Raw genomic sequence first — 21,749 nt, 5'->3', positions numbered from 1 at the left:
TCGGAGCCCCACGCGACTTCACGGCCCCGCACACGTACGACGGACGCTTTCCCAAGCGGAACCCTGAACCAGCCTCGGCCCCGCCCGATGCCCCCGACCTGGACTTACGCCGGGGTCTTACTTGCACTTGCCTTGTCCACTCTTGCGGTGACACGAACTCACCGCCGTGCCGAGCGAGCCACGAGAACATCCGGGCCCTGCTTAACGCTCGGTCAGATCGTCTGCGTCTTCGGCGATCTCTGCTGTCAACCCGCACAACGTTAGCCAAGTCCACCGAGCTTGTCTAGGGCTGCGGACATAGATTTTCTCGCGGTCGGCCGGTTACTTCGGCACGTAATCGATGGTCGTCTCGGTGTGCGCAACCGCCGCATAGTGGCCTGACACCCGGCTCCCTGCCGGTCAACACCCAACCGGACTGGTCGGGGGTCGGGTGTCGGCAGACACCATGGCGTCGAACCGCGGATGGATGCCGGGCCGGACCCTCAGCTCTTGTCCATCGACAGAACAAGGGTGGACAGTCTCGAGGTGGAGGTCGCCGCGTCCTCGGACAGAGGGATATGACCATGGTTCCGGCGCAGCGACCGCTGCCGGAGGGATGCGCGGACACTCGCCGTCGCGCGATAACACCTGGCGGCAGGGCGCCACGACCAGCTGGGCCTGAGCAGCCGGTCGATCCGAAGCCAGTCCTACGCTTGGCGCCGTCGCGTGAACCGGTCAACGGATCCAACCGGAAGCATCCTGACCTGCTGGCACTTGCCCGACGCATGAGCGGGTCCAGGGCGGGCACAGGATGTCGGAGGGCCCGAAGAACCACTCCGCCCGCACCGACGCTGCTGCCGACCCGACGACCCCACTACGAGCGCACAACGAGGACTCACGATGACCGCCACCGCCCACGAGGTCGCCGACACACTGAACCGCGCCTTCGACGAGCCCACCATGACGATGGCGATCCTGCTCGCCGACGTCATCCCTGCCCTCGCGGAATTCGACCAGGCGGCCACCACCGCCGCAGACCCGGACAGCCACCGCGACCGGATCGTCCTGCACGACGGCGACATCATCCTCTACGACACCCGCACCGAGCGCTGGGTCGTCAGCAGTACCGAAGAGGTCGCCGCATCCGACCAGCGACGCCGGACCTCCCCCTGAACAACAGCTGCGTGGCGCGGTCCGCGGGCGTTGTCCGTGAGCGGTTTGCTGGTCAGCCGGCCAGAACGATGTTGTGCAGGTGGGCGATCCGGATGCGGTGGCGGCCAAGGTTCGGCCGGGGCGGCGGCAGTCGCGCAGGATCTTGTAGGTCTTGAGTCGGGCCACGCAGCGCTCGGCACGGGCGCGGACCTTGTGATGCCCGGTGTTGTAGTCCTGCTGGCGTCGCCGCCGCGCCGGGCAACCTGGCGCACCAGCCTGCGGAACGGGACAGGGCGTAGCCCGGTGAACGGGTGGATCAACTCTGGACTACATGGTCAGCCGCGGCCGGCAGCAACAGCGATCCGCGCACCGGCTTACACGACCACTGATTTCCGACAGACACGGTTGCCCGGTGAGCGACCAGCCCGCCGGGACTTCGTTATGCGCCGAACGTGCACCAGCCGCCTGCGCGGCGACCGAATACACGGTGTGAAGTTCCGCCACTCACACCCGCCTCGCCGGCCGGCGGGATACGGCCGACGAAGGCCGTGCCGTCAGCGTTCTTCCCGGTCCAGCTATCGAGATTCGCGCCCGGCCGCTCGATGTATCCGGCCGGCGGCGGCGGTCAGCGCCTGCGTCGGTACGCGTCCAGGATCCGGTCGCGGTAGCTGTCCGGTGCGTCGGCGGCGATGTCCTACTGGTCGAGTCCGATGTTGAGCCGACCACCATGGCGGGGTTTGCGAGTATTCCTGCGGGGCACTCGCAGGACGGGTAGCTCAGCTCTACACCATCAGATTTGCGTCAGCTACCTGACGATACTTCTCTCGCCTGCTCGGCAAGCCCGGCGAATCGTCGGCGAAATCGCCGACATCGGCACCCGGCCTCCAGCTGCACCGACCGGTGCTCCTGGCCGCAGCATGACGTGCGCCGCGTGTGACCTATTGCGACCGGTGTACGACCGCGGTGACTCACGCGACGGGTGGGTGTCGCTGGAAGTCGACCCGCATCTGGCCCACGACGCCGAAGCCACCGTCGAGGGGGCTGTCGCTCTGCACCGGCTGATCGACCGGCCCAACCTGTTCAAGCTTTTCGAGGGTATTGCCGGTAAACGGGCCGAGCTCGTCCAGTCCTGACCGGCACGCCCCTTTCACCCCATAGTGAGGACATCGACATGACCCAGATCCATCAGCTCGACCGGCAGGTCACCGCTCCGGTCGCCGACGCCGTGGGCTGGGAAGCGCTCGATGTCCGGGCCGTGGACACCGCCCGGCTGCTCGCCGCCGACGCGGTGCAGAAGGTCGGCAACGGCCACCCCGGTACGGCGATGAGCCTGGCGCCGCTGGCCTACCTGCTGTTCCACGACGTGATGCGGCACGACCCGAATGACGACCAGTGGCTGGGCCGCGACCGGTTCGTGCTGTCGGCCGGGCACACCAGCCTGACCCTCTACACGCAGCTCTTCCTCAGTGGCTACGGCCTGGAACTGGACGACCTGCGTGCGCTGCGCACCTGGGGTTCCGCCACGCCGGGACACCCTGAATACCGGCACACCCGCGGGGTCGAGATCACCACCGGGCCGCTCGGTCAGGGTCTGGCCAGCGCGGTTGGCATGGCCATGGCGGCCCGCCGGGAGCGGGGCCTGCTGGATCCGGACGCCGCACCGGGCGCGAGCCCGTTCGACCACCACGTGTACGTGATCGCCTCCGACGGTGACCTCATGGAGGGTGTCACCGCCGAGGCCAGTTCCCTGGCCGGGCACCAGCAGCTGGGCAACCTGGTGGTGTTCTACGACGCGAACCACATCTCCATCGAGGACGACACCGACATCTCGTTCAGCGAGGACGTCACCGCCCGCTACGCCGCCTACAACTGGCACGTGCAGACCGTCGACTGGACCCGCACCGGCGAGTACGTCGAGGACATCGACGCTTTGCACGCCGCGGTCGAAGCGGCCAAGGCCGACACCGGGCGGCCGTCACTGATCAAGCTGCGTACCGTCATCGGCTGGCCCGCCCCGACCTTGCAGAACAGCGGCAAGGCGCACGGGTCCGCGCTCGGTGCCGACGAGATCGCGGCGACCAAGCGGCTACTCGGCTTCGACCCGGACGTCTCGTTCACCGTCGAGGACGACGTACTGCACCACGCCCGTGCGGTCGTCGCGCGCGGGTCACGCGTACACCAGGAATGGTTGCCCGGTTTCGAAGCCTGGCGGACCGCCCACCCGGACCGGGCGGCCCTGCTGGACCGGCTGCTCAAGCGCCGGCTGCCGGACGGCTGGGAGGCGGCCCTGCCGACCTTCGCGCCCGATGCCAAGGGCATGGCGACCCGCAAGGCGTCCGGGGAGATCCTGTCCGCGCTCGCCCCGGTGCTGCCGGAGCTGTGGGGTGGCTCGGCGGACCTGGCCGAGAGCAACAACACCACCATGACCGGGGAACCGTCGTTCATCCCGGCCGAGCGGCAGACCCGCAACTGGTCCGGTGACCCGTACGGCCGGACCCTGCACTTCGGCATCCGTGAGCACGCCATGGGCTCGATCCTCAACGGCATCGCCCTGCAGAGCCTGACCCGCCCGTACGGTGGCACGTTCCTGGTCTTCAGCGACTACATGCGTCCCGCCGTGCGGCTGGCCGCGCTCATGCAGCTGCCCGCCACCTACGTGTGGACCCACGACTCCATCGGCCTGGGCGAGGACGGTCCCACCCACCAGCCCATCGAGCACCTCGCCGCGCTGCGGGCCATCCCCGGTCTGGACGTCGTCCGGCCCGGTGACGCCAACGAGACCGCGGTCTGCTGGCGTACCGTCCTGGAGCACACCGACCGGCCCGCCGGCATGATCCTCACCCGGCAGAACCTGCCCGTGCTCGACCGCGGCCCCGGCGGATACGCGGCCGCCGACGGCGCGGCCCGCGGCGGCTACGTCCTGGCCGGCGCGGGCGACGACGCCGCCGTGCTGCTGATCGCCACCGGCTCGGAGGTGCAGATCGCCCTTGACGCCCGGGACGTGCTGGCCGGCGAGGGCATCGCCGCCCGCGTGGTCTCCATGCCGTGCCGGGAATGGTTCGCCCAGCAACCCCTGTCGTACCGCGACGAGGTCCTGCCGCCCGCCCAGCGCGCCCGGGTCAGCGTCGAGGCCGGCATCGGCCAGGGCTGGCGCGACATCATCGGCGACGCCGGACGCATCATCAGCCTCGAACACTTCGGCGCCTCCGCCGACTACCAACGTCTCTACCAGGAGTTCGGCATCACCGCCGAGGCGGTCGCCCAGGCCGCCCGCGACAGCATCCACGCCACGTCCGGCCCGGTCCGCCCCGGCGGCGACCAGCAGACCACCTCCCCGACCACAGGTGGCACGGGCGACCGACCGGAGTGACACACGTCCTGTTTGGGAAGGCCCGCACCGGGCATTTCCTCATCGACGGCAACGAATGATGGTTGCTTTCCGGAGCTTTCCTGCATCAACCTCGTGCCCCGAAAGCGGTACGGCGGTCCACCTAGTTCATCGCCTACGTGGTCATCGCGGTTGCCGTCCTGATCGCTTCCCTCGTGGTCGACGGTAACGGCGACAACGACTCGGGCGGCGACTACTTCCGCGCCGACCGCGCCTGGTTCTACGTCGTGCTGCTGACCATCCGTTACCTGGTCAGCCGGGGCTGGGAAAGTCCGGCAGCCGCGAGCACGCCGACGCCTGACAGCACTGACGACCGCCGTCGACCCTACGCGGGTCGGCGGCGGTCGCTTTTCCCCCGACTGCGAAGGACCTTCCCGTGGATGTCACAACCGTTTCCGGTCCCCTACGATCCGCCGTCGTGGTGAACCCGGTGAAGGTGCCCGACCTCGACGAACTGCGCCACACCATCACCGACGTGCTGACCGCTCAAGGCTGGCCGGAGCCGATGTGGCTCGAGACCACCGTCGACGACCCCGGCGCCGGCCAGGCCACCCAGGCCGTCCGTGACGGCGCCGAGCTCGTCTTCGCCTGCGGCGGCGACGGCACGGTCATGGCCTGCGTGACCGCTCTGGCCGGCTCCGAGGTCGCCCTGGCCGTGCTGCCCGCCGGCACCGGCAACCTGCTGGCCGCCAACCTCGGGCTCTCCGCCGACCTGGCCACCGGCCTCGAGGTCGTGCTGCAGGGCGGACGCCGCCGCATCGACGTCGGCGTCGTCGGCGAGCAGAGCTTCGCCGTGATGGCCGGCATGGGCTTCGACGCCCACATGCTCGATGCCACCAACGACACCGCCAAGAAGCACATCGGCTGGCTCGCCTACGCCGCCGGCGCCACCAAGCATCTCCGTGACCGGCCCATGCACCTTCGCATCACCCTCGACGACAAGCCGGCCTTCACCCGCCGGCCCCGCACCGTCATCGTCGGCAACGTCGGCCGGCTCCAAGGCGGTATGCGGCTGCTCAACGACGCCCAGCCCGACGACGGCCTGCTCGACGTCGCCATCCTCAGCCCGCGGACCCTGCGACACTGGGCAGCCCTCGGTTGGGGCGTGCTACGCCGCAAACAGCGGGTACCGAGCATGGAAACCTACACCGCCACCCGCGTACAGATCAGCAGCCGACGCGCCCAGCCCCGCCAGCTCGACGGTGACCTCATCGACCCCGGCAAAGACCTGACGGTCACCGTACGACCCAAGGCTTTACTGCTCTGCGTACCGCAACCGGCGACCGACCCCGACCTCGCCCATGACGCCGACACGGCCGCCCGCGACGCCCGTGAGATCCACGAAACCGTGACCCATCCCGTCTGATCTCCGCCGCACGAAGTCATGCCGATCAGGAAGGCTCCCCAGGGCAGACAGTCACGTCATGAAACCCTCATGTCAGGGACCACCGTTCGTCACGAAGGACGAGTCCGCATCGGGGACGGTGCCATCGCCTACACCACCGCGGGCATCGGCTCACCGCTTCTGCTCATCCACGGGCTGGGTGGCACCCGCCGGACCTGGGACCACGTCCTCGACAGCTTCGCCGCCGGCCATACCGTCATCGCCCCTGACCTACCCGGTCACGGAGACTCGGACGCCCCGGCCGGCGACTACTCCCTCGGAGCGCTCGCGGCCTCCCTTCGCGACCTGCTCGTCATCCTCGGGCACTCCTCGGCGACCCTCGTCGCCACAGCCTCGGCGGCGGTATCGCTCTGCAATTCGCCTACCAGTTCCCCGAGCGCACCGACCGGCTGACACTGATCAGCAGCGGCGGCCTCGGCCTCCAGGTCAGCCCGATGCTGCGCGCCGCGACGCTGCCCGGCGCGCTCACCGTCGTCGCGGGCCTGGCCCTGATACCGCGCCCGCTCACCAAGCGCGCGCTGAGCGCGGTGTCAGCAGTCGCACCCGGGACGTGGCCGACCTGCTGACAGCGCCGCACCTGCTCGAGATCGACGGTGCCGGCCACTACCCGCACGACCGCCGCAGACCGGCTGGTCCCCGCCGTGCGGCATTTCCTCGAGTCGACCCCACCATTCCGATACGCCGAGTCCCGCTGGCGTCAACTACTGAGCAGCGACCTCCAGTAAGGCGTCCCACAAAACGCGCCTGGAACCGATCTCCTCGATCGGGCCGAAGGCACGCCTCAGACGATAGCGAGTTCGCTTCGAATCTCGCCGACCATCTGCGTCGTCGCATGCCCGCGTCTTTCTGTCCCGCGTATTCGGGCCGGAAACGTCCCGCCCCACACGACTTCAAATCCTCCCCTTGGTCCGGTAGGCACCCTTGACCGGGTCACAAGTCCGGCGGTCACACGCAGGGTGACATGCAGGGATGTCGCGATGTTGTCGCAGCTGAACGGGGCACCGGTAGAGGTGACAGCAACTCACCTCTACCGAGGGGGAGATCATGAGGCCGAATCCACACCGGGGCCGGGTCTACCGTTGCTGCGCCTGCCGCGACAGCCGCGGCCGACAGCTCGGTGTCCGCTGCCCGAAGCTGTCCACCGCCCGGCACGGTAGCTGGGCCTTCGCCGTCGACTTGCCAAGCCTGGACAAACGCAGGACCATGCGCCGCACCGGCTTCGCCACCAAGACCGAGGCATCGGGTGCCCTGAGCCACGTGCTCGAGTGCGAACGGGCCGGCGTCCAGCCTGGACGACAGCGAAACGGTCGCGAGCTACCTCACCCAGTGGCTGGCGACCAAGTCACCGACCCTCAAAGTCAACACGGTGCACCCACTACAGCGACTACCTCCGTAACGACCTACCCCCCGCGTTCGGCGCGGCGCCGCTGGAGCGGCTCACCCACGAGCACGTCAACCAGTTCGTCCAGCGGGAACTCGCCGCCGGCCGTGGCCTGGTCACCCTGCGCCGCTGCATCACGACCCTGTCGAGCGCCCTCAAGGACGCCCGCCGCAACCACCGACTGCCGCACAACGCCGCCCGCTTCGCCGAGATCCCCGACCGGCGCGACGCGAGCTCACCTGCTGGAGCACTGACCAGGCCAGCGCGTTCCTGCGGCACTGCCGCACCGTCGAGAGTCCCCTGGCGGATCTGTTCCACGTGATGGTCTGCACCGGGATGCGGAAAGGCGAAGTCCTGGGGCTGCACTGGGCCGATGTGGACGTCGACGCGCGGACGTTGTTCGTGCGCTGGACGCTGGTCAGCGTCGACAACTGCCGCAGTATGTTCAACGCGCCCAAGACCCATGGCAGCCGGGCCTGGGTGGCCCTGTTCGCCCGGGCCGTCGACGCGTTGCAGCGGCAACGCCGCCGCCAGCGCCGGCAGCAGCTGGCCGCCCGTCACTACGACGACCTCGACCTGATCTTCGCCCGACCGGACGGGCTGCCGCTGCGGCCGCAGTATGTGCTCGACCACCTGCGCCGGCTCACCGCGGGCGCCGGGTTGCCGGCTATCCGGGTGCACGACCTGCGGCACGTCGCCGCCACCATCATGATCAACCAGAGCGTGCCGCTGGCCGTGGTTTCGAAGACCCTTCGGCACAAGAACGTGGCCACCACCGTGGACCTCTCCAGGCATCTCACCCGCGACGCCGCCGACGACGGCGTGAGCGCTACCTGCGCGGCCCTCGACGCGGCCGAAGCCCGGGCTGCCTGACGCGGTTGCAAGACAAGTGTGCAGGCCCGCGCACAGCCGCGCATACCGTGAGTCCCCAGATGGTCCCCGACGGTCCCTGGGAGCGCTGGCCCGCTTGAGTGACAGCCGACCTACGGCTGTCACTCATATTCGTCCAGCTCAAGAGCCTGTCGAGTGGCACCAGTGACAGGAGTGGCAGCGAGTGACACACCCCGGGCGCGCGCCTTGAGACCCGAACGTCCGCCAGCCGGTCCGCAGCCGTCCGGCAGCGCCGGCCGTCGGTGAGGCGATACCCTTCCGACCGCGGGGGCCGGAAGACCGGTTCAGAAGCGGCGTCGGCGGGTGACCTGCATGAACCCGCCCACGGTGATCATGACGAGGGCCAGGACGGTGAGGCTGGGGACCAGGCGGTCGCCGGTGACCGGCAGGTTCGGTGGACCTCGGGGAGCGACGGGCCGGCCGAGTGAATTCGGGTCGCGGGGGACACTGGGCGCCCCCGGGACGCCGGGCGCGCCGGCTGGACCGGGTACGCCGAGAGCACCGGCCCGACCGGGCTCGCCCTGAGGCCCGGCCGCGCCGAGCGCTCCATCGGCGCCGGGAACGCCTGGGGCGCCCGCATCACCGGGTTCGCCGAGTGCTCCGGGCGCACCGGCTGGGCCGGGTTCGCCGGGCGCTCCGTCGGCGCCGGGCTGGCCGAGAGCGCCTGGTACACCCGGCGCGCCCTGTGGTCCGGGCCCACCAAGGGCACCAGGTACCCCACCAGCACCGGCTACGCCGGCGGCGCCGGCCGTACCGGGCTCGCCTTGGGTCCCGGAGGCACCGGATGCGCCTGCCGGGCCCGGTACGCCGGATGCCCCGACAGCGCCGGGGACACCGGAAGGACCCGGCACGCCTTGCGCGCCGGTAGCACCAGGAGCGCCGGACGGGCCGGGCTCGCCTTGCGCGCCGGGGACCCCGGTTGCACCAGAAGCGCCGGACGGGCCGGGCTCGCCTTGCGCGCCGGTAGCACCAGGAGCGCCAGGCATCCCGGTGGCGCCGGCAGCCCCAGAGGGCCCGGGGGCGCCGGGCGATCCCGCCGGCCCAGGCGGACCCGCGGGCCCAGGCGGACCCGCGGGCCCGGGCGGCCCGGGCGCGGCGGCGCACACCGGCTCGGTGATGACATTGGAGTCGAGGACGACGGCGGCGGTACGAGCCAGAGCGTGCCCCTGCAGAGTGGCGTTCGCGCTCATCGTGATCGACGCTTGAGCCATCATCGTGCCCACGAAGGTGGTGCCGGTCCCCAGCGTCGCCGAGCTCCCGATCGTCCAGTACACGTTGCAGGCGGACGCGCCGTCCACGAGGACGACCTTACTGTTCGCCGCCGTGGTCAACGTGGTGTCGATCTGAAGGATGAACACCGCCCGCGGGTCGCCCTGGCCGTCGAGAGTCAACGGCCCGGTTAGTTGCGCGGCTCCGACCTGGTAGACGCCGGGGGTGAGCGTGGTGCCGCCGAGTTCGGCGGCGAGGGTGGCAAGCGGGGTCCGGCCGGCGGCGTCGTCGTAGGCGGCGGTGAGGTCGTTCTGAGCCTGAGCGGCGACCGCGTCACCGAGGTGGGTCTCGCCGATGACGGTTGCGGTCCCGAAGCCCGAGGCGGTGTTGTCGGGAGACCTTCCGAGATCCTGGGCCAGATAGCTGGAACCGGTGTTGGTGGGCTCGGCCCCGGCCAGCACGGAGAAGTCACCGGCGGTGCCCAGGCTCACCGGCGCTTCCAGGGCCTGCACCGTACTCGCGTGGAAGAACAGCAGAAGGACGGTGACGGCCGCGGCCGCAGAAGCCGCAAGCGCCGTCCGGCCAGCCCAGGGCGCATGTGACGGCATATCACCACTGCACCATGTCCGGCTGCACTTGGGGTTGGAACCGAACAATCTTCACGGCCCGGTGTGGGCGTACGGCGTCCACACGCTGGGCCGGTCCCGGTAAGAGCCGCGCAGCCGACGGACCGCCTCGTGCAGGGCGCGCGGCGCGTGCCGGGCGTCGAGCTCGCCGTCGTGCACCAGTGCGGCGTAGACCGCCTCGGCGACCTGGGCTGTTCGGCGTCCCACACCGACCATAGGGTGGCGATGACCTGCCGGTAGCCGGTGTAGTGCAGGGCCGCAGCCAGGGTGATCGACCCGTCCGGGAGGTGCGCCCCGCCGACTGCGGACTTGCAGCCGGACGGCGTGTCCGCCGGGCATCGCCCGAGCCGCTGCCAGCTCCGGCCGGGAGCAAAGCGGCAGCCATGACAAATGGCGCTAAGGTCTTAGCGACCCACGTTCCAGCAGCTTCTTGACCAGCGGTCAAGGAGCGCTACCGATGAGCGCACTTGACCACCGTGGTCCCCCGGATGCATAGAAGGCCGGTCCGTTGATCCGGACCGACCGCCTGAACTGCGATTATGCTCTGTCGGGCTGACAGGATTTGAACCTGCGACCCCTTGACCCCCAGCATTTAGAGGGCCCAGCGACGTGCTAACGAACGTTTTACCAGGTCACTGAAAAGTATACTCGGCCGAGTAAAGGGGTCCAAACGCATCACCCTTCTCGAGTCGACTTCATCGTACCTGACCTGTACGTTTGCGACCGCGGCTCTGGTAGCGGCGTCCTCTCAGCGCTTCCGGTGCCCGTCTGGACGCACCGAGCATGCATGGCAGAGCGACGCGCAGAAGCATTGATGTGCTCGTTAGCGTTCCTGCGCCGGCACTCCAAGGCCTTTGAGGAATTCAGCCATTCTTGGCTTGAACTCGGCTGGTAGAGCTATGGCGAGCAGGCGTCGGGCGCGAGTGGCTGCTACTTTAAGTACACGCATGGCTTCGCTGGAGAGGTTTGCGGCCCCGAGCCATTCCTCCATGGCCGCTGAGGCATTGCTATTACCTTCCGCGCCGTTTTACTTTTTTGCCTTTCGAGAGAAGCACGAGAACGGCTTCCGCCTCATCGCCTTTCACTTGGTGGACAGTGATGATTCGCGGCAGCCCGTTGGTCACGGATACGAATCGGGCAGTGACGCCAGCTTCCGGGCGGGAGTTGCCGACTTGCCAGCTGGGGTTATCAATTTGGTGGTTGTTCGCTCGAGCCCCGGCGCGGGTGGATTTCGTTGAGGACTTTGGTGGCGGCGGCGAGCCAGTCTTTGGTGGGGATGTCGAGTGAGGGCAGTGCCGTGCGGACGCGGTGGATCAGTCGCTCGAAGGCTGTCGGGTCGAGCGCGTTTCGTTCAGTGCAGCCATGCGTGTTCGCATGTCGGCTTCGCTGTACCACCATCGCAGGATGGTGCGGGCCAGGACGTCGTGTGCGATGAGTCGGGTCTTGGCTGGAGCGGCGGGGCGGTCGTTGCGTATGCCGACTAACGCCAGTTCAGGGCAACCTCGGCTAGAGCATCCTAGGAGGATGGGTTCGGTTACTACCGCCCAGAGGAGGGAGGAACCCTGATCGCTTACACGACGAAGCCCCGATAAGAGTGACGTCGACCCATGGCAACCGTGCATGTACGTGGAGGCTCGTTCTGTTCCGCTGGCTAGTCAGTGCTCGGCCCGGGCCTTGCCCGTTACCGATCGACTGGGCTGGCATGAGTAGCTGACTCAACCCACCACGCCCCAGCTCCGACCAGCATGATTGCGTAAGCGCTCAGTGAGCGCTAACGTTCGTGAGCACTCATCGAGCGCTCACAGGAGTATCCATGTCGCCGAGTCAGCCAGTCAATCCCGTCCGCCAGCGACGCAACGAACTTGGGTCCACTCAGCAGGAAGCCGCGAGACGTGCGGAGGTCTCCGTCGCGACCTGGCGCCGCCTGGAAGCCGCCACCGCGCTGGACGGGTTCAAAGCGGACAACATCAGGGGCTTTGCCCGAGCGCTGCGCCTCAACTTGGCCGAGTTCCATCAGCTGATGGGATCCACAGAAGTGCCCGCAGCCGAAGGAGAGGTCGATGAGTTCACCCGGTTCTTCAATGCTGCGTTCACCGGAGATCCGCTCACAGCAGCGGAGGCGGCAGCGCTGCATAGCACAGTGGTGTTCTCCGACTTCGCCCCCATGAAGAGCGGGCAGTTCCATGCCGAACACGCCCTCGGGTGCGGCTTTCCTGCATTCCTCAAAGGCGAGGCATCCATCAGGGAGGTTGACCTTCTCCGCGATCTACCCGAGCTCGCGCTTACCCAGGTGAACAACCACTGGCTGGTCCGGATGGGCGAGCGCATCATGTGGGCCGGTCACGAACTGGGCGAAGGCCGGATCCCTCGTCCCACCTGTCTCGCAGACGAGTACGCCCTGTCGATCGTCATCATGAACACCGATCCGCCCAGCCCCGGCAGCATCCTGGACATGTATCCCGGCCTCCATCACCGCGAACACGACGACTGGGATGACGAAGACGAGCTTGAGTCCGTATGGGACTGGCGCGATCAAATGCTGAGCGCCCTACTCCCCCCGGAGGGGGCCTACGACTACCGGCGACACGACCTCGTGGTCATGGAGGCCCATGGTCAGGGCGTCTATGACACCACTGATCCCCGACACCCCTTGCGCTGGTTCGACCGCGACGATCTGCGGGAACAGTGCGAGGCAGCCCTAGCATTCGTGAGGCTCTCCGAGCAGGAACAGGACGCGGTCACCGCGGAAGCCCTGGGTGTCAGGGTTGAGTGAGACCAGCGGTTCATAGGTTGTAGCCCGCCCGGGGCGAGGATGGATTGATCACGTTGACGATCAACACGCTGGACCCGTCGGTGAGCGACGATGGGGACATGGCCAAGAAACCGCGTACGGATCGGCCACGCCGGCGCTCGTTCAGCCCGGCGGAGAAACTCCGGCTCCTCGCCGGTTACGAGACCGCGACCGAAACGGGGACCGGAAACGCGTTCCTGCGGGAGAACGGCTTGTACTCGTCGTTGATCAGCGAGTGGCGCCGAACCCGCGACGCTGGACTACTCACCGGCAAACCAGCCGGGTCGGTGGTCGGCCGCCCGACCGGGGACCAAGCCGAGATCGCCCGGCTACGGCGTCAGCTCGACCTGGCAGAACGGCGCCTGGTCCGGACTGAAGCAGCTCTGAGCATCATGGGAAAAGCACAGGCGCTCTTGGAGGACATCTCCGAGAGCGGGGACAGGCCACCGACGTCGAGACGGTGATGACCGGCGCTTACCACCAGCTGCGGGTGCACGTCTCGCATCGGGACGCGGCCGGGCTGTCCGGGATCTCCCGGGCCACCGTGCACCGCCGGGCCGTGCTGGGCCCGGTGCGCCCGCCGGTGTCGCGGCGGGCGCCGGCGAACCGGCTCAGCGGCGCTGAACGGGCCCGGATCCTCGCGGTGCTCAACAGCGACCGGTTCGTCGACACCACCCCGATCGAGGTGTTCGCCACCCTGCTGGACGAGGGCGTCTACCTGGCCTCGGTGGCCACCCTCTACCGGGTCTTACGCGCCAACCGGCAGGTCGTCGAGCGCCGCCGGCTGGCCCGGCACCCGGCCCGCACCCGCCCTGAGCTGACCGCGACCGGTCCGGGACAGGTGTTCTCCTGGGACATCACGAAACTGCCCGGCCCGAGTCGGGGTGTCTACTACGACGCCTACGTGATGATCGACATTTACAGCCGGTACACCGTCGGGCACAAGGTCGCCACCACCGAATCCGCGGTCCTGGCCGAAGAGTTCATCGCCGACGTGTTCGCCGTGCACGGGATCCCGCAGGTGGTCCACGCCGACCGCGGCACGTCGATGACCTCGAAGAAGGTCGCTGATCTGCTCGCTGACCTGCACGTGCTGCGGTCGCATTCACGTCCGCACGTCTCCAACGACAATCCGTACTCCGAGGCGGCGTTCAAAACGGTGAAGTACCACCCGAGCTTCCCGGGCCGGTTCGGGTCGATCCAGGACGCCCGCGCGTTCTGCGACTCGTTTTTCACCTGGTACAACCACGAACACCACCACACCGGGATCGGCCTGCACACCCCGGCCGCGGTCCACTACGGCCACGCCGACGCGATCACTGTTGCCCGGCAACAGGTCCTGGACACCGCCTGGGCCCAGCACCCCGAACGATTCACCCGCCGGCCCCAACCCAAGAGCCTACGGCTGGCCGACACCGCCTGGATCAACAAGCCCGTACCAGCCACCGACCAGCACGAGGCCCTAACCCTCGCTGCTTAACACCCACTGGTCTCACCGATCTTGACAAATTCCGAAGCGCTCGAACGTGGCAGCAGCTCAATGGGGAAGCCGGGGCCCTCAGAAGCAAAGCCGCAGGCATAGCCCTGGTAAGCCCAGCGGGGCCACCAAGTCGAGGGTCAGAGCTTCACGGAACCGGTCGAGCAGCGCGAGTAGGGGGCGTCCGGCGCGCTGTACGCTGCCGGGGGACGAGGGCCATGGCCTGCGCGTCCGCCCCGGACTGGGCGGCTTGGCGGGTCCTGCGGGCGACGGTGTCCACGACCCAGCTGACCTCCACCGCGACCATGACGAAAACGGCCATTTGAGCGGGTTGTCGCCATCGGCGATGGTGAACCGGCCGGCCCGCGCGGTGAAGAACCATTTCGGCAGCTGTGACGCGGCCACCGCGGCGATCAGTGCGGGCCCGAGACCACCGATGAGGGGGGAGACCGACGACGACGGCCGGGAACAGCAGAATGTCGTCGGTGAGAGGTCAACGTCGGCCCGCCGTTCAGTGCCGCGATCAGCAATGGGAGGCACCGAACACCATGACGTCACCGTGCCCGGGAGTTGTTGCGGCTTCAGCCGCCTCAGTAGCTCAGTTCGCTTTCTCGCGAATCAGGTCTGCTGCCTTCTCGGCGATCATGATCGTGGCCGCGTTCGTGTTGCCTCGAGGGACCGACGGCATCACTGAAGCGTCCACGACTCGCAAACCTTGCAGCCCCAGGACACGCAGCTTGCTGTCGACGACCGAGCCGATGGCGCACGTCGAAGTCGGGTGGTACAGCGTCTGAGTCGTGCGCCTGATGTAGGCCAGCAGATCGGCGTCGGAGGACGATTCCGGCACTGTGAACGGGCCCGTTGTCACGCTCTTGAGGGCCGGGCGGCCGGCGATGTCCAACGCGATACGCACACCGGCGAGCATGGTCTGCTGGTCTTCCTCGGTAGTGAGGAAGTTGTGCTGGATCCTGGGCGCGGTGTCCGGTGCGGCCGTGCGCAGCGTCAAGGAGCCACGGCTGGTCGGCTTGATCACGCAGGGTCCGATCGCGAACCCGTGCGCGATCAGCGGTCCGAGCGCCTCCTGGTAGAACAACGCCGGCGATTGGTAGAACTGCAGGTCGGGTGCGGCGAGCCCGGGCTGGGTCATCATGAATCCGCCTGCCTCGCCGATGTTGGACGTCAGCGGACCGCGGTGCTCGTTTTGCAGCAGCGCCAGGTTGGCGGGACTCAGGGCCGTCATCAACGATTCCTCGTCGGTGAGGTAGTTCAGCGTGAGGAAGGGATGGTCCTGCAGCTGCTGCCCCACCGGTAGCTCGTGCAGGACGGCTATCTGAAAAGGAGTCAGCGCTGGTGCCGGCCCGACGCCGGATCGCAGCAGCAGGTGGGGCGTGCCGTAGGTTCCGGCGGACAGAACGACTTCACGGTCGGCGCGGAGCTTCTGCAGGGCACTGCCTTGACTGATCTCGACCCCAACCGCCCGGTCACCTTCGAAGAGGACCCGGTGAGCCAGCGCCTCGGTGATCACTGTGAGGTTCGGCCGGTCCAACGACGGACGCAGGTAAGCGTCGGCGGTACTCCAGCGCAGGCCGTTGCGCTGCGTCAGCTGGAAACGCCCCACCCCGAGCTGACTGTCTCCGTTGAAGTCGGCGTTCCGCCGGTGGCCCGCCTGCTCCGCGGCCTCGAGGAAGGCTTCCCCGAGCGGGTTCAGCGAACGGCCATCGGACACGGTCAGCGGACCGCCAACACCGTGATAGTGGTCCGCCCCACGCTGGTTGTCCTCCGCGCGCCGGAAATACGGGAGAACTTCGTCGTAGCTCCAACCCTCCGCTCCCCCAGCGGCCCAGTCGTCGTAGTCGACCCTGTTGCCACGCGTGTAGATCATCACGTTCATCGAACTCGACCCGCCCAGCGTGCGGCCGCGCGGAACGTAGTTTCGCCGGCCATCTAGCGCCGGCTCCGGCTCGCTGTCGTAGTCCCAATCCCAGCGGCTCTTGAACAACGATGCCAACGCCACCGGAATATGGATCTCTTGCGCGGTGTCCGGCGGTCCAGCTTCGACGAGAGCCACACTCACCCCGGGGTCCTCGGTGAGCCGGGCGGCCAGAACGCATCCTGCAGAGCCGGCCCCGACAATGACGTAGTCGAAAGTGCGGTCGGGCTGTGCCATGAATTGCTCCTCAGGTTGTGAACGGCGACCCATCCGGTGGCAGGGCCGGGGAAGCTGAACACCCACTGCTGGGAGAACCACCGCGCCGCAGGACGGATGTCCCGCTGGGCATCCGGACCGACAGGAGCGAAGCGCCCAAGCGCGCCTCGGAGAAGGCCGTCTCGGCTTCCAGTCGGACTCCCCCTTGCCCATCGACATTGGCAGCGGCTGGGAGGCTGCAACACCCGGTTGGCGCCGAATCTTGTTCCGGCAAACCCGACAGTCCCAAGGGGGCCAGGACGACCCGAGAGGCTTTAATCACGCCCCATGCGGCGCAACGGCGAGCCCAGGCCGACCGCCTTTCAAGGTCGTTGCCACGGCCTTTACGACCGCCAATCAGGTCAGCCGGAAGAGGAATCCGGCTGGCCTGATAGCTCCCGCTCGCCCCTGCTGCGAACGTCACGATGAATCGGCAATCGGTACAAGCGCGTTAGGAGCCATGCATGCGTATCACCACGCCGTACGGGGCCAAGTCGACGGCCGACGAGGTTTCCGAGGGCATCGACCTGACTGGTAAGCGGGCAGTCGTCACCGGCGGGGCCTCCGGGATCGGGGTCGAGACCGCCCGCACGCTGGTTCGCCGTGGCGCGTCCGTCACGCTCGCCGTGCGCGATGTCGAGCGTGGCAACAAGGTGGCTGAGGAGATCGGCCACGGCGTCGAGGTACGGCCGCTGGAGCTGACCGATCACACGTCGATCGCCGCGTTCGCCGCAGGTTGGGAAGGCCCGCTGCACCTGCTGATCAACAACGCGGGTGTGATGGCACTGCCGTCGCTGACGCCCGACCCGCGGGGCTGGGAGTTCCAGTTCGCGACCAACCACCTCGGCCACTTCTCCCTCACCACGCAGCTGCATCCCGCGCTCGCCGCAGCAGGTGGGGCCCGGGTAGTCAGCCTCAGCTCGTCCGCTCACTTGTTCTCGCCGGTCGTCTTCGACGACATCAACTTCAAGTTCCGCCCGTACGACGCCACGCTCGCCTACGCCCAGTCGAAAACGGCGGTGAACCTGTTCGTCGTGGCAGCGACCGCCCGCTGGCGCAACGACGGCATCACAGTGAACGCGGTCAACCCCGGCGCCATCATGACCCCGTTGCAACGTCACGTGGGCGGCAAGCTCGCCACCCCGGTAGAGCTGCAGAAGACGACCGAGCAGGGCGCCTCGACGTCGGTGCTGCTGGCCGCCTCGCCGCAGCTGGAAGGCATCGGCGGGCGCTACTTCAACGACAACCAGGAAGCCGTACCCATCGACCAGCGGCCCACCGACGTCGAGGAGCTCGTCCGCAGCGTGGCGCCGTACTCCCTGGACCCGGACAACGCCGAGCGGCTCTGGGCGATCTCCGCCGCTGCCGTCGGCTTCAACGAGAAGTAAGGAAGCCACCATGACCTCAATGCATCCGCGTATCGGCTGGATCGGCCTCGGTGACCAGGGCGCCCCGATGGCTCGCGCCATCGCTGAGGCCGGTTTTCCCTTACACGTCTGGGCGCGACACAAGGCCTCGCTCGATGTCCTGGACGGATTCACATACGAGGCGTGTAGCACTGTCGCTGACCTCGGCACTGATAGTGACATCGTCGGACTGTGCCTCAACGACGACCCGGACGTGCGTGAGGTTGTCACCAATGGCGGCCTGCTGGAGTCGCTCAAGCCCGGTGCCGTGCTCGTCAATTTCGGCACCGGGTTGCCTGCGTTCGCTGCGGAGCTCGCCCGTCTGGCGGTGCCACACCAGGTAAGGGTGCTTGATGCCCCGGTCAGCGGCGGGCACGCAGGGGCGGTCGAGAAGCGGCTGACCGTGCTCGTCGGTGGAGATCCGGATGTGGTGGCGACCGTGCGCCCGGTCTTCGAGACGTTCGCCACCACCGTCGCCCATCTCGGCGGACACGGCGCCGGCCAGACCGGCAAATTGCTCAACAACACGCTGCTCATGGCCAACCAGCAGAACATCGCCGAGCTACTGGACGTTGCCGGCCGCCTCGGACTCGACCTGAGTGCATTGGTGAATGTCATCCGCGCGGGCACTGGGTCCAGTGTCGCCCTGCAGTCGCTGGGATGCACCATCACCACGGACAACGCCGAGCACCTGAGCCGGCTGCAGCTCATCGACATGGACATATACCGCAAAGCGGTCGCCTTGCTCGGTGACGAGATTGACCCGCTCACCGACCGCGCTGTGGCGGGCGCCGAGGCCCTTCCCCGCTTGGCCCGGTTGGTGACCAGCTGAGGTTCGCCGCGGTGCGGCAGATGTTTCTGTGACCTCTGCGCGGCAGGAACTTTGACGGTCCGAGGATTCTTACTCAACCGGTTTTTGTCGGCCTTGTCCCCGGCGTCACGCGCCTCGCGCTGGCGGCCGCCGCCACGGATCTGCTCGAGGCGTCGGGCACCGCCGGACCTGCCGACCTTGCACTCGGGGCCTCTGCCATCGTCACGGTGGACGACGCCGATCGCGTCCGCCGAGGTGCACGGTCGTGCCCGCTGGTGCTATCCCACCGCCGGGGGTAGCGCGGCGCGCAGCTCGCGGCGGGAGTTGATGCCCAGCTTGGTGAACACCTTGCGCAGGTGATACTGAACCGTCCGCGCCGACAGGAACAACCGCCCAGCGATCTCCAGGTTGGTGTGCCCGTCCCGAGCCAGCTGAGCGATCAGCGCCTCCTGCGCGGTCAACGTGGTAACCGTCCCCACACTGCGCTTCCGCGCGGTCTCCCCCGCCGCGGACAGTTCCTGACGCGCCCGCTCCGCGAACCCTTCCGCACCCATCGCGGTCAGCTTCTCGTACGCCGTGCGCAACTGAACCCGAGCATCAGACCGCCGGTTCTGCCGCCGCAACCACTCCCCATAGAGCAGATGCGCACGGGCCACCTGAGCACCGAACCCGGCCCGAACCAGACACTCAATCGACTCCCGGTAGCCGGCCTCGGCCGCGTCACCCTCGCTGAGCAACGCACGACCACGAGCCGCCATCCCCACAGCCCAATCGGTCGGAGCCGAACTCGCACGCTCCGACAACCACTCCACAGCGACACCGGCCAGCCCCAAGTCCCCCGTCCGTGAAGCCGCCTCGAGCAGCTCCGGCACGACCAGCGGTTCCGAGCCGAAAACATCGAGCTCGAACGCTTGCCGGGCGCAGTCGCGGGCCAGCTCATACCGGCCCAGACCGTTGTTCAGCACCGCACCGGCCAGCATCGCGTACGCCACCAGCACTTCCGTGTCACGGGTGCTCACCTCATGCGTCAAGGCCTGAATCAGCTCACCCGCGCGAGTCTCGTCACCGCGCCAAGCGGCGAGCAGCATCCCGGTGACTGCGCCCATCAGCCGACCGGTCATCATGCGGATCAGGTCGTTTTCCGCGAGCAGCCGGGCGGCCGTGTCCAGCTCGCCCTGATGAATGTGGAACAGTGCCCGATGATGCAGCCCGAGTTCCAGCGGCACGAGGGCGCCGACGTCGCGGGCGAGCTGCACGTTCCGGGCGGTCAGAACCTGCCACGCGTGCATGTCGGACAGTTCCATGGTGAGGAGGCAACCGGCCGGGCGGGCCCCGGACCACAGCAGGTGCCGGGCGGCCTCAGATCCGATGTCCATGGCGAGGAGGCTGTCGAGGGCCCGGGACATCGCCGGCACGGCGGCGGTGAACCCTTCGGTGAACCGCAGGGCCAGCGCATCGAGCAGGTCATCCACGGCACGAGAGGGCTCGGGGGCGGACGGCGCGGCCCGGGCAGCCAAGGCGGCGTCCCGCCTGAGACCCTCCCGGTCACCGGTCCACATCGCGATCTCCCAGAGGGCCTCCAGGTGAGTTTCCCGCGCCAGGTCAGCACTGAGCGGCTCGAACAACCGCGCCGCGCCGAGGAGCAGCTGGCCGGCGTTGCGGTTCTGGCCCAGGGAACCGGCGATCTGCCCACGCAAGCGCTCGGCACCCGCGGTCTCCAACGGGGTCAGCGGCCCGGCCCGGGCGGCATCCAGCAGCTGCGCGGCCGCCGCGAACGCCTCCGCGTCACGCTTGGCCCGAGCGGCGGTGAGCAGCCGGCTCGCCCGGCGACCCGGATCCGGTGTCAGCAAAGCCGCCCGTTCGCGGAACGCGGCCGCCGCCGCCAACCCCCCACGAGCCTGCGCCCGGCCCGCCGACGCCTCCAACTCAACCGCGATCCGCTCATCCAATCCGACCGCAGCCTGCGCCCGATGCCAGGCCCGCCTATCTGGATCTACCACCACGTCGGTCGCTTCGGCCAGCACGGCGTGCACCGCCCGTTGCTCGGTCTGCGCAGCAGACCGGTAGATCGCGGAGCGCAACAGCGGATGCCGGAACCGCACGTGGGTACCGAACTCCGCCAACCCCGCCTCGACGGCCGGCTCCCCAGCGTCCTTCGGCAGATCAAGCAGGTCGGCCGCCCGCCAGACCAGCGACGGGTCCCCGGACGGGTCAGCCGCCGCGAGCAGCATCAGTTGCCGGGTCGCGATCGGCATGACCGCAAGCTGGCGAAGGAAGCTGTCCTCGATCCGGCCGGCCAGTGGCATCGCACCCGGCAACCCGAACCCACCCGCAAGCTCGTCCGGGGACATCCCGCGTGGCAGTTCCAGCAGGGCCAGCGGATTACCCCGCGCCTCGGCCACCAACAGATCACGGACCCGCCCGTCCAGCGGCCCGGTCAACGCCGAATCCAACAGCGCCCGAGCCTCATCGTCCGCCAGGCCGTCGATCTGCAGCTCAGGCAACCCGGCCAGCTCAGCACCGGGCTCACGGGCCCCGAAGACCAGCCCGACCGGATCGGCCAACAGCCGGCGCGCGATAAACCCCAGCACCTGCGCAGAGCCCTCATCCAGCCACTGCTCATCATCGACCAGACAGACCACCGGGCGGTCACCCCCGGCCGCCGACAGCAGACTGAGCACCGCCAGGCCGATATGGAAACGATCGGGCGGTGGACCCTCGACCAAGCCGAATGCCGTACGCAGGGCGTCCCGTTGAGGCACCGGCAGCTGCTCGGCCCGATCCAGCAGCGGAGCGCACAGCTGATACAACCCAGCGAACGCCAGTTCCATCTCCGACTGCACGCCGGCCACGCGCACCAGTCGGCATTCCGCCCGGGACGTCTGGTCGGCCAGATAGTCCAGCAACGCCGTCTTACCGACTCCGGCATCCCCGCGCACTACCAGGGCCCGGCCTTGGCCTCCACGGACTGCCTCGATCAGGCGTTCCAATACGTCCCGTTCGACCCGGCGGCCCGTCAGCATGCTCAACAGTGTCTTCGCCGCGGTC

Annotated in this window: 16 protein-coding genes; 12 read left to right on the top strand and 4 right to left on the bottom strand. The window is 68.3% G+C overall.

Going from position 1 to position 21,749, the window contains the following annotated elements; all coding sequences use genetic code 11:
- Positions 1–879 precede the first annotated feature (879 nt).
- From Aau02nite_RS35345 to Aau02nite_RS35315, 7 genes are all read left to right on the top strand, one after another.
- The gene (locus Aau02nite_RS35345) at positions 880–1,152 is read left to right on the top strand and encodes a hypothetical protein (RefSeq protein ID WP_212992974.1); all 273 of its coding nucleotides are present in this window, start codon (positions 880–882) and stop codon (positions 1,150–1,152) included.
- 668 nt (positions 1,153–1,820) lie between these two features.
- On the top strand, positions 1,821–2,264 hold the full coding sequence (locus Aau02nite_RS47765; RefSeq protein WP_212992973.1) for a transaldolase family protein: 444 nt from the start codon (positions 1,821–1,823) through the stop codon (positions 2,262–2,264).
- A gap of 38 nt (positions 2,265–2,302) precedes the next feature.
- Positions 2,303–4,501 (top strand): transketolase, encoded by a 2,199-nt coding sequence (gene tkt, locus Aau02nite_RS35335; RefSeq protein WP_212992972.1) that lies wholly within the window; start codon positions 2,303–2,305, stop codon positions 4,499–4,501.
- A 137-nt stretch (positions 4,502–4,638) separates the two neighbouring features.
- Complete coding sequence (locus Aau02nite_RS35330; RefSeq protein WP_212992971.1) at positions 4,639–4,944, top strand: hypothetical protein; 306 nt, start codon at positions 4,639–4,641, stop codon at positions 4,942–4,944.
- Complete coding sequence (locus Aau02nite_RS35325; RefSeq protein WP_246595667.1) at positions 4,938–5,885, top strand: diacylglycerol/lipid kinase family protein; 948 nt, start codon at positions 4,938–4,940, stop codon at positions 5,883–5,885. The genes Aau02nite_RS35330 and Aau02nite_RS35325 overlap by 7 nt, the downstream gene beginning before the upstream one ends.
- Positions 5,886–5,954: 69 nt before the next feature.
- On the top strand, positions 5,955–6,317 hold the full coding sequence (locus tag Aau02nite_RS35320; protein ID WP_212992970.1) for an alpha/beta fold hydrolase: 363 nt from the start codon (positions 5,955–5,957) through the stop codon (positions 6,315–6,317).
- Between the two features lie 1,117 nt (positions 6,318–7,434).
- Positions 7,435–8,178 (top strand): site-specific integrase, encoded by a 744-nt coding sequence (locus Aau02nite_RS35315; RefSeq protein ID WP_212992976.1) that lies wholly within the window; start codon positions 7,435–7,437, stop codon positions 8,176–8,178.
- 302 nt (positions 8,179–8,480) lie between these two features.
- Here Aau02nite_RS35315 and Aau02nite_RS47545 read toward each other — a convergent pair whose 3' ends face one another.
- The gene (locus Aau02nite_RS47545) at positions 8,481–9,917 is read right to left on the bottom strand and encodes an ice-binding family protein (RefSeq protein ID WP_281421103.1); all 1,437 of its coding nucleotides are present in this window, start codon (positions 9,915–9,917) and stop codon (positions 8,481–8,483) included.
- 147 nt (positions 9,918–10,064) lie between these two features.
- Positions 10,065–10,238 carry a hypothetical protein gene (locus tag Aau02nite_RS35305; protein WP_212992968.1) on the bottom strand — a complete coding sequence of 58 codons (174 nt, stop codon included), beginning with the start codon at positions 10,236–10,238 and terminating at the stop codon, positions 10,065–10,067.
- A 740-nt stretch (positions 10,239–10,978) separates the two neighbouring features.
- Here Aau02nite_RS35305 and Aau02nite_RS35300 point away from each other — a divergent pair.
- From Aau02nite_RS35300 to Aau02nite_RS35290, 3 genes are all read left to right on the top strand, one after another.
- A complete protein-coding gene (locus Aau02nite_RS35300; RefSeq protein WP_212992967.1) occupies positions 10,979–11,269 on the top strand; it encodes a hypothetical protein in 291 nt (96 codons plus the stop codon).
- A gap of 575 nt (positions 11,270–11,844) precedes the next feature.
- Entirely contained in the window at positions 11,845–12,804 is a 960-nt protein-coding gene (locus tag Aau02nite_RS35295; RefSeq protein WP_212992966.1) for a helix-turn-helix domain-containing protein, read from the top strand.
- Positions 12,805–12,857: 53 nt separating this feature from the next.
- Positions 12,858–14,302 (top strand): IS3 family transposase gene (locus Aau02nite_RS35290; RefSeq protein ID WP_212992965.1). Its coding sequence is split into 2 segments (ribosomal slippage): positions 12,858–13,224 and positions 13,224–14,302, totalling 1,446 coding nucleotides; the frame shifts between segments, so codons are not numbered across the junction.
- A gap of 595 nt (positions 14,303–14,897) precedes the next feature.
- On the opposite strand, the gene Aau02nite_RS35285 is transcribed toward Aau02nite_RS35290, so the two are convergent.
- The gene (locus Aau02nite_RS35285) at positions 14,898–16,466 is read right to left on the bottom strand and encodes a GMC family oxidoreductase (RefSeq protein WP_212992964.1); all 1,569 of its coding nucleotides are present in this window, start codon (positions 16,464–16,466) and stop codon (positions 14,898–14,900) included.
- A gap of 482 nt (positions 16,467–16,948) precedes the next feature.
- Here Aau02nite_RS35285 and Aau02nite_RS35280 point away from each other — a divergent pair, with 482 nt between their 5' ends.
- On the top strand, positions 16,949–17,872 hold the full coding sequence (locus Aau02nite_RS35280; protein WP_212992963.1) for an SDR family NAD(P)-dependent oxidoreductase: 924 nt from the start codon (positions 16,949–16,951) through the stop codon (positions 17,870–17,872).
- 10 nt (positions 17,873–17,882) lie between these two features.
- Positions 17,883–18,722 carry an NAD(P)-dependent oxidoreductase gene (locus Aau02nite_RS35275; protein WP_212992962.1) on the top strand — a complete coding sequence of 280 codons (840 nt, stop codon included), beginning with the start codon at positions 17,883–17,885 and terminating at the stop codon, positions 18,720–18,722.
- Positions 18,723–18,979: 257 nt separating this feature from the next.
- Here the strand turns inward: Aau02nite_RS35275 and Aau02nite_RS35270 are convergent, their stop codons facing one another.
- Positions 18,980–21,724 (bottom strand): ATP-binding protein, encoded by a 2,745-nt coding sequence (locus tag Aau02nite_RS35270; protein WP_212992961.1) that lies wholly within the window; start codon positions 21,722–21,724, stop codon positions 18,980–18,982.
- Positions 21,725–21,749: the final 25 nt, after the last annotated feature.

Source organism: Actinoplanes auranticolor (genome assembly GCF_018332655.1).
GTDB classification, from domain to species: Bacteria; Actinomycetota; Actinomycetes; order Mycobacteriales; family Micromonosporaceae; genus Actinoplanes; species Actinoplanes auranticolor.
Note: the sequence above shows the minus strand (reverse complement) of the source record. Positions and strands in the feature narration are given on the sequence as shown.

Bases quoted from the DNA above. Each gene is read 5' to 3' on its own strand.
- Aau02nite_RS35275 (WP_212992962.1), top strand. From the start codon at position 17,883: ATGACCTCAATGCATCCGCGTATCGGCTGGATCGGCCTCGGTGACCAG.
- Aau02nite_RS35270 (WP_212992961.1), bottom strand. From the start codon at position 21,724: ATGCTGACGGGCCGCCGGGTCGAACGGGACGTATTGGAACGCCTGATC.
- Aau02nite_RS35320 (WP_212992970.1), top strand. From the start codon at position 5,955: ATGTCAGGGACCACCGTTCGTCACGAAGGACGAGTCCGCATCGGGGAC.
- Aau02nite_RS35300 (WP_212992967.1), top strand. From the start codon at position 10,979: ATGGCTTCGCTGGAGAGGTTTGCGGCCCCGAGCCATTCCTCCATGGCC.
- Aau02nite_RS35295 (WP_212992966.1), top strand. From the start codon at position 11,845: ATGTCGCCGAGTCAGCCAGTCAATCCCGTCCGCCAGCGACGCAACGAA.
- Aau02nite_RS35285 (WP_212992964.1), bottom strand. From the start codon at position 16,466: ATGGCACAGCCCGACCGCACTTTCGACTACGTCATTGTCGGGGCCGGC.
- Aau02nite_RS35280 (WP_212992963.1), top strand. From the start codon at position 16,949: ATGCGTATCACCACGCCGTACGGGGCCAAGTCGACGGCCGACGAGGTT.
- tkt (WP_212992972.1), top strand. From the start codon at position 2,303: ATGACCCAGATCCATCAGCTCGACCGGCAGGTCACCGCTCCGGTCGCC.
- Aau02nite_RS47765 (WP_212992973.1), top strand. From the start codon at position 1,821: ATGTCCTACTGGTCGAGTCCGATGTTGAGCCGACCACCATGGCGGGGT.
- Aau02nite_RS35345 (WP_212992974.1), top strand. From the start codon at position 880: ATGACCGCCACCGCCCACGAGGTCGCCGACACACTGAACCGCGCCTTC.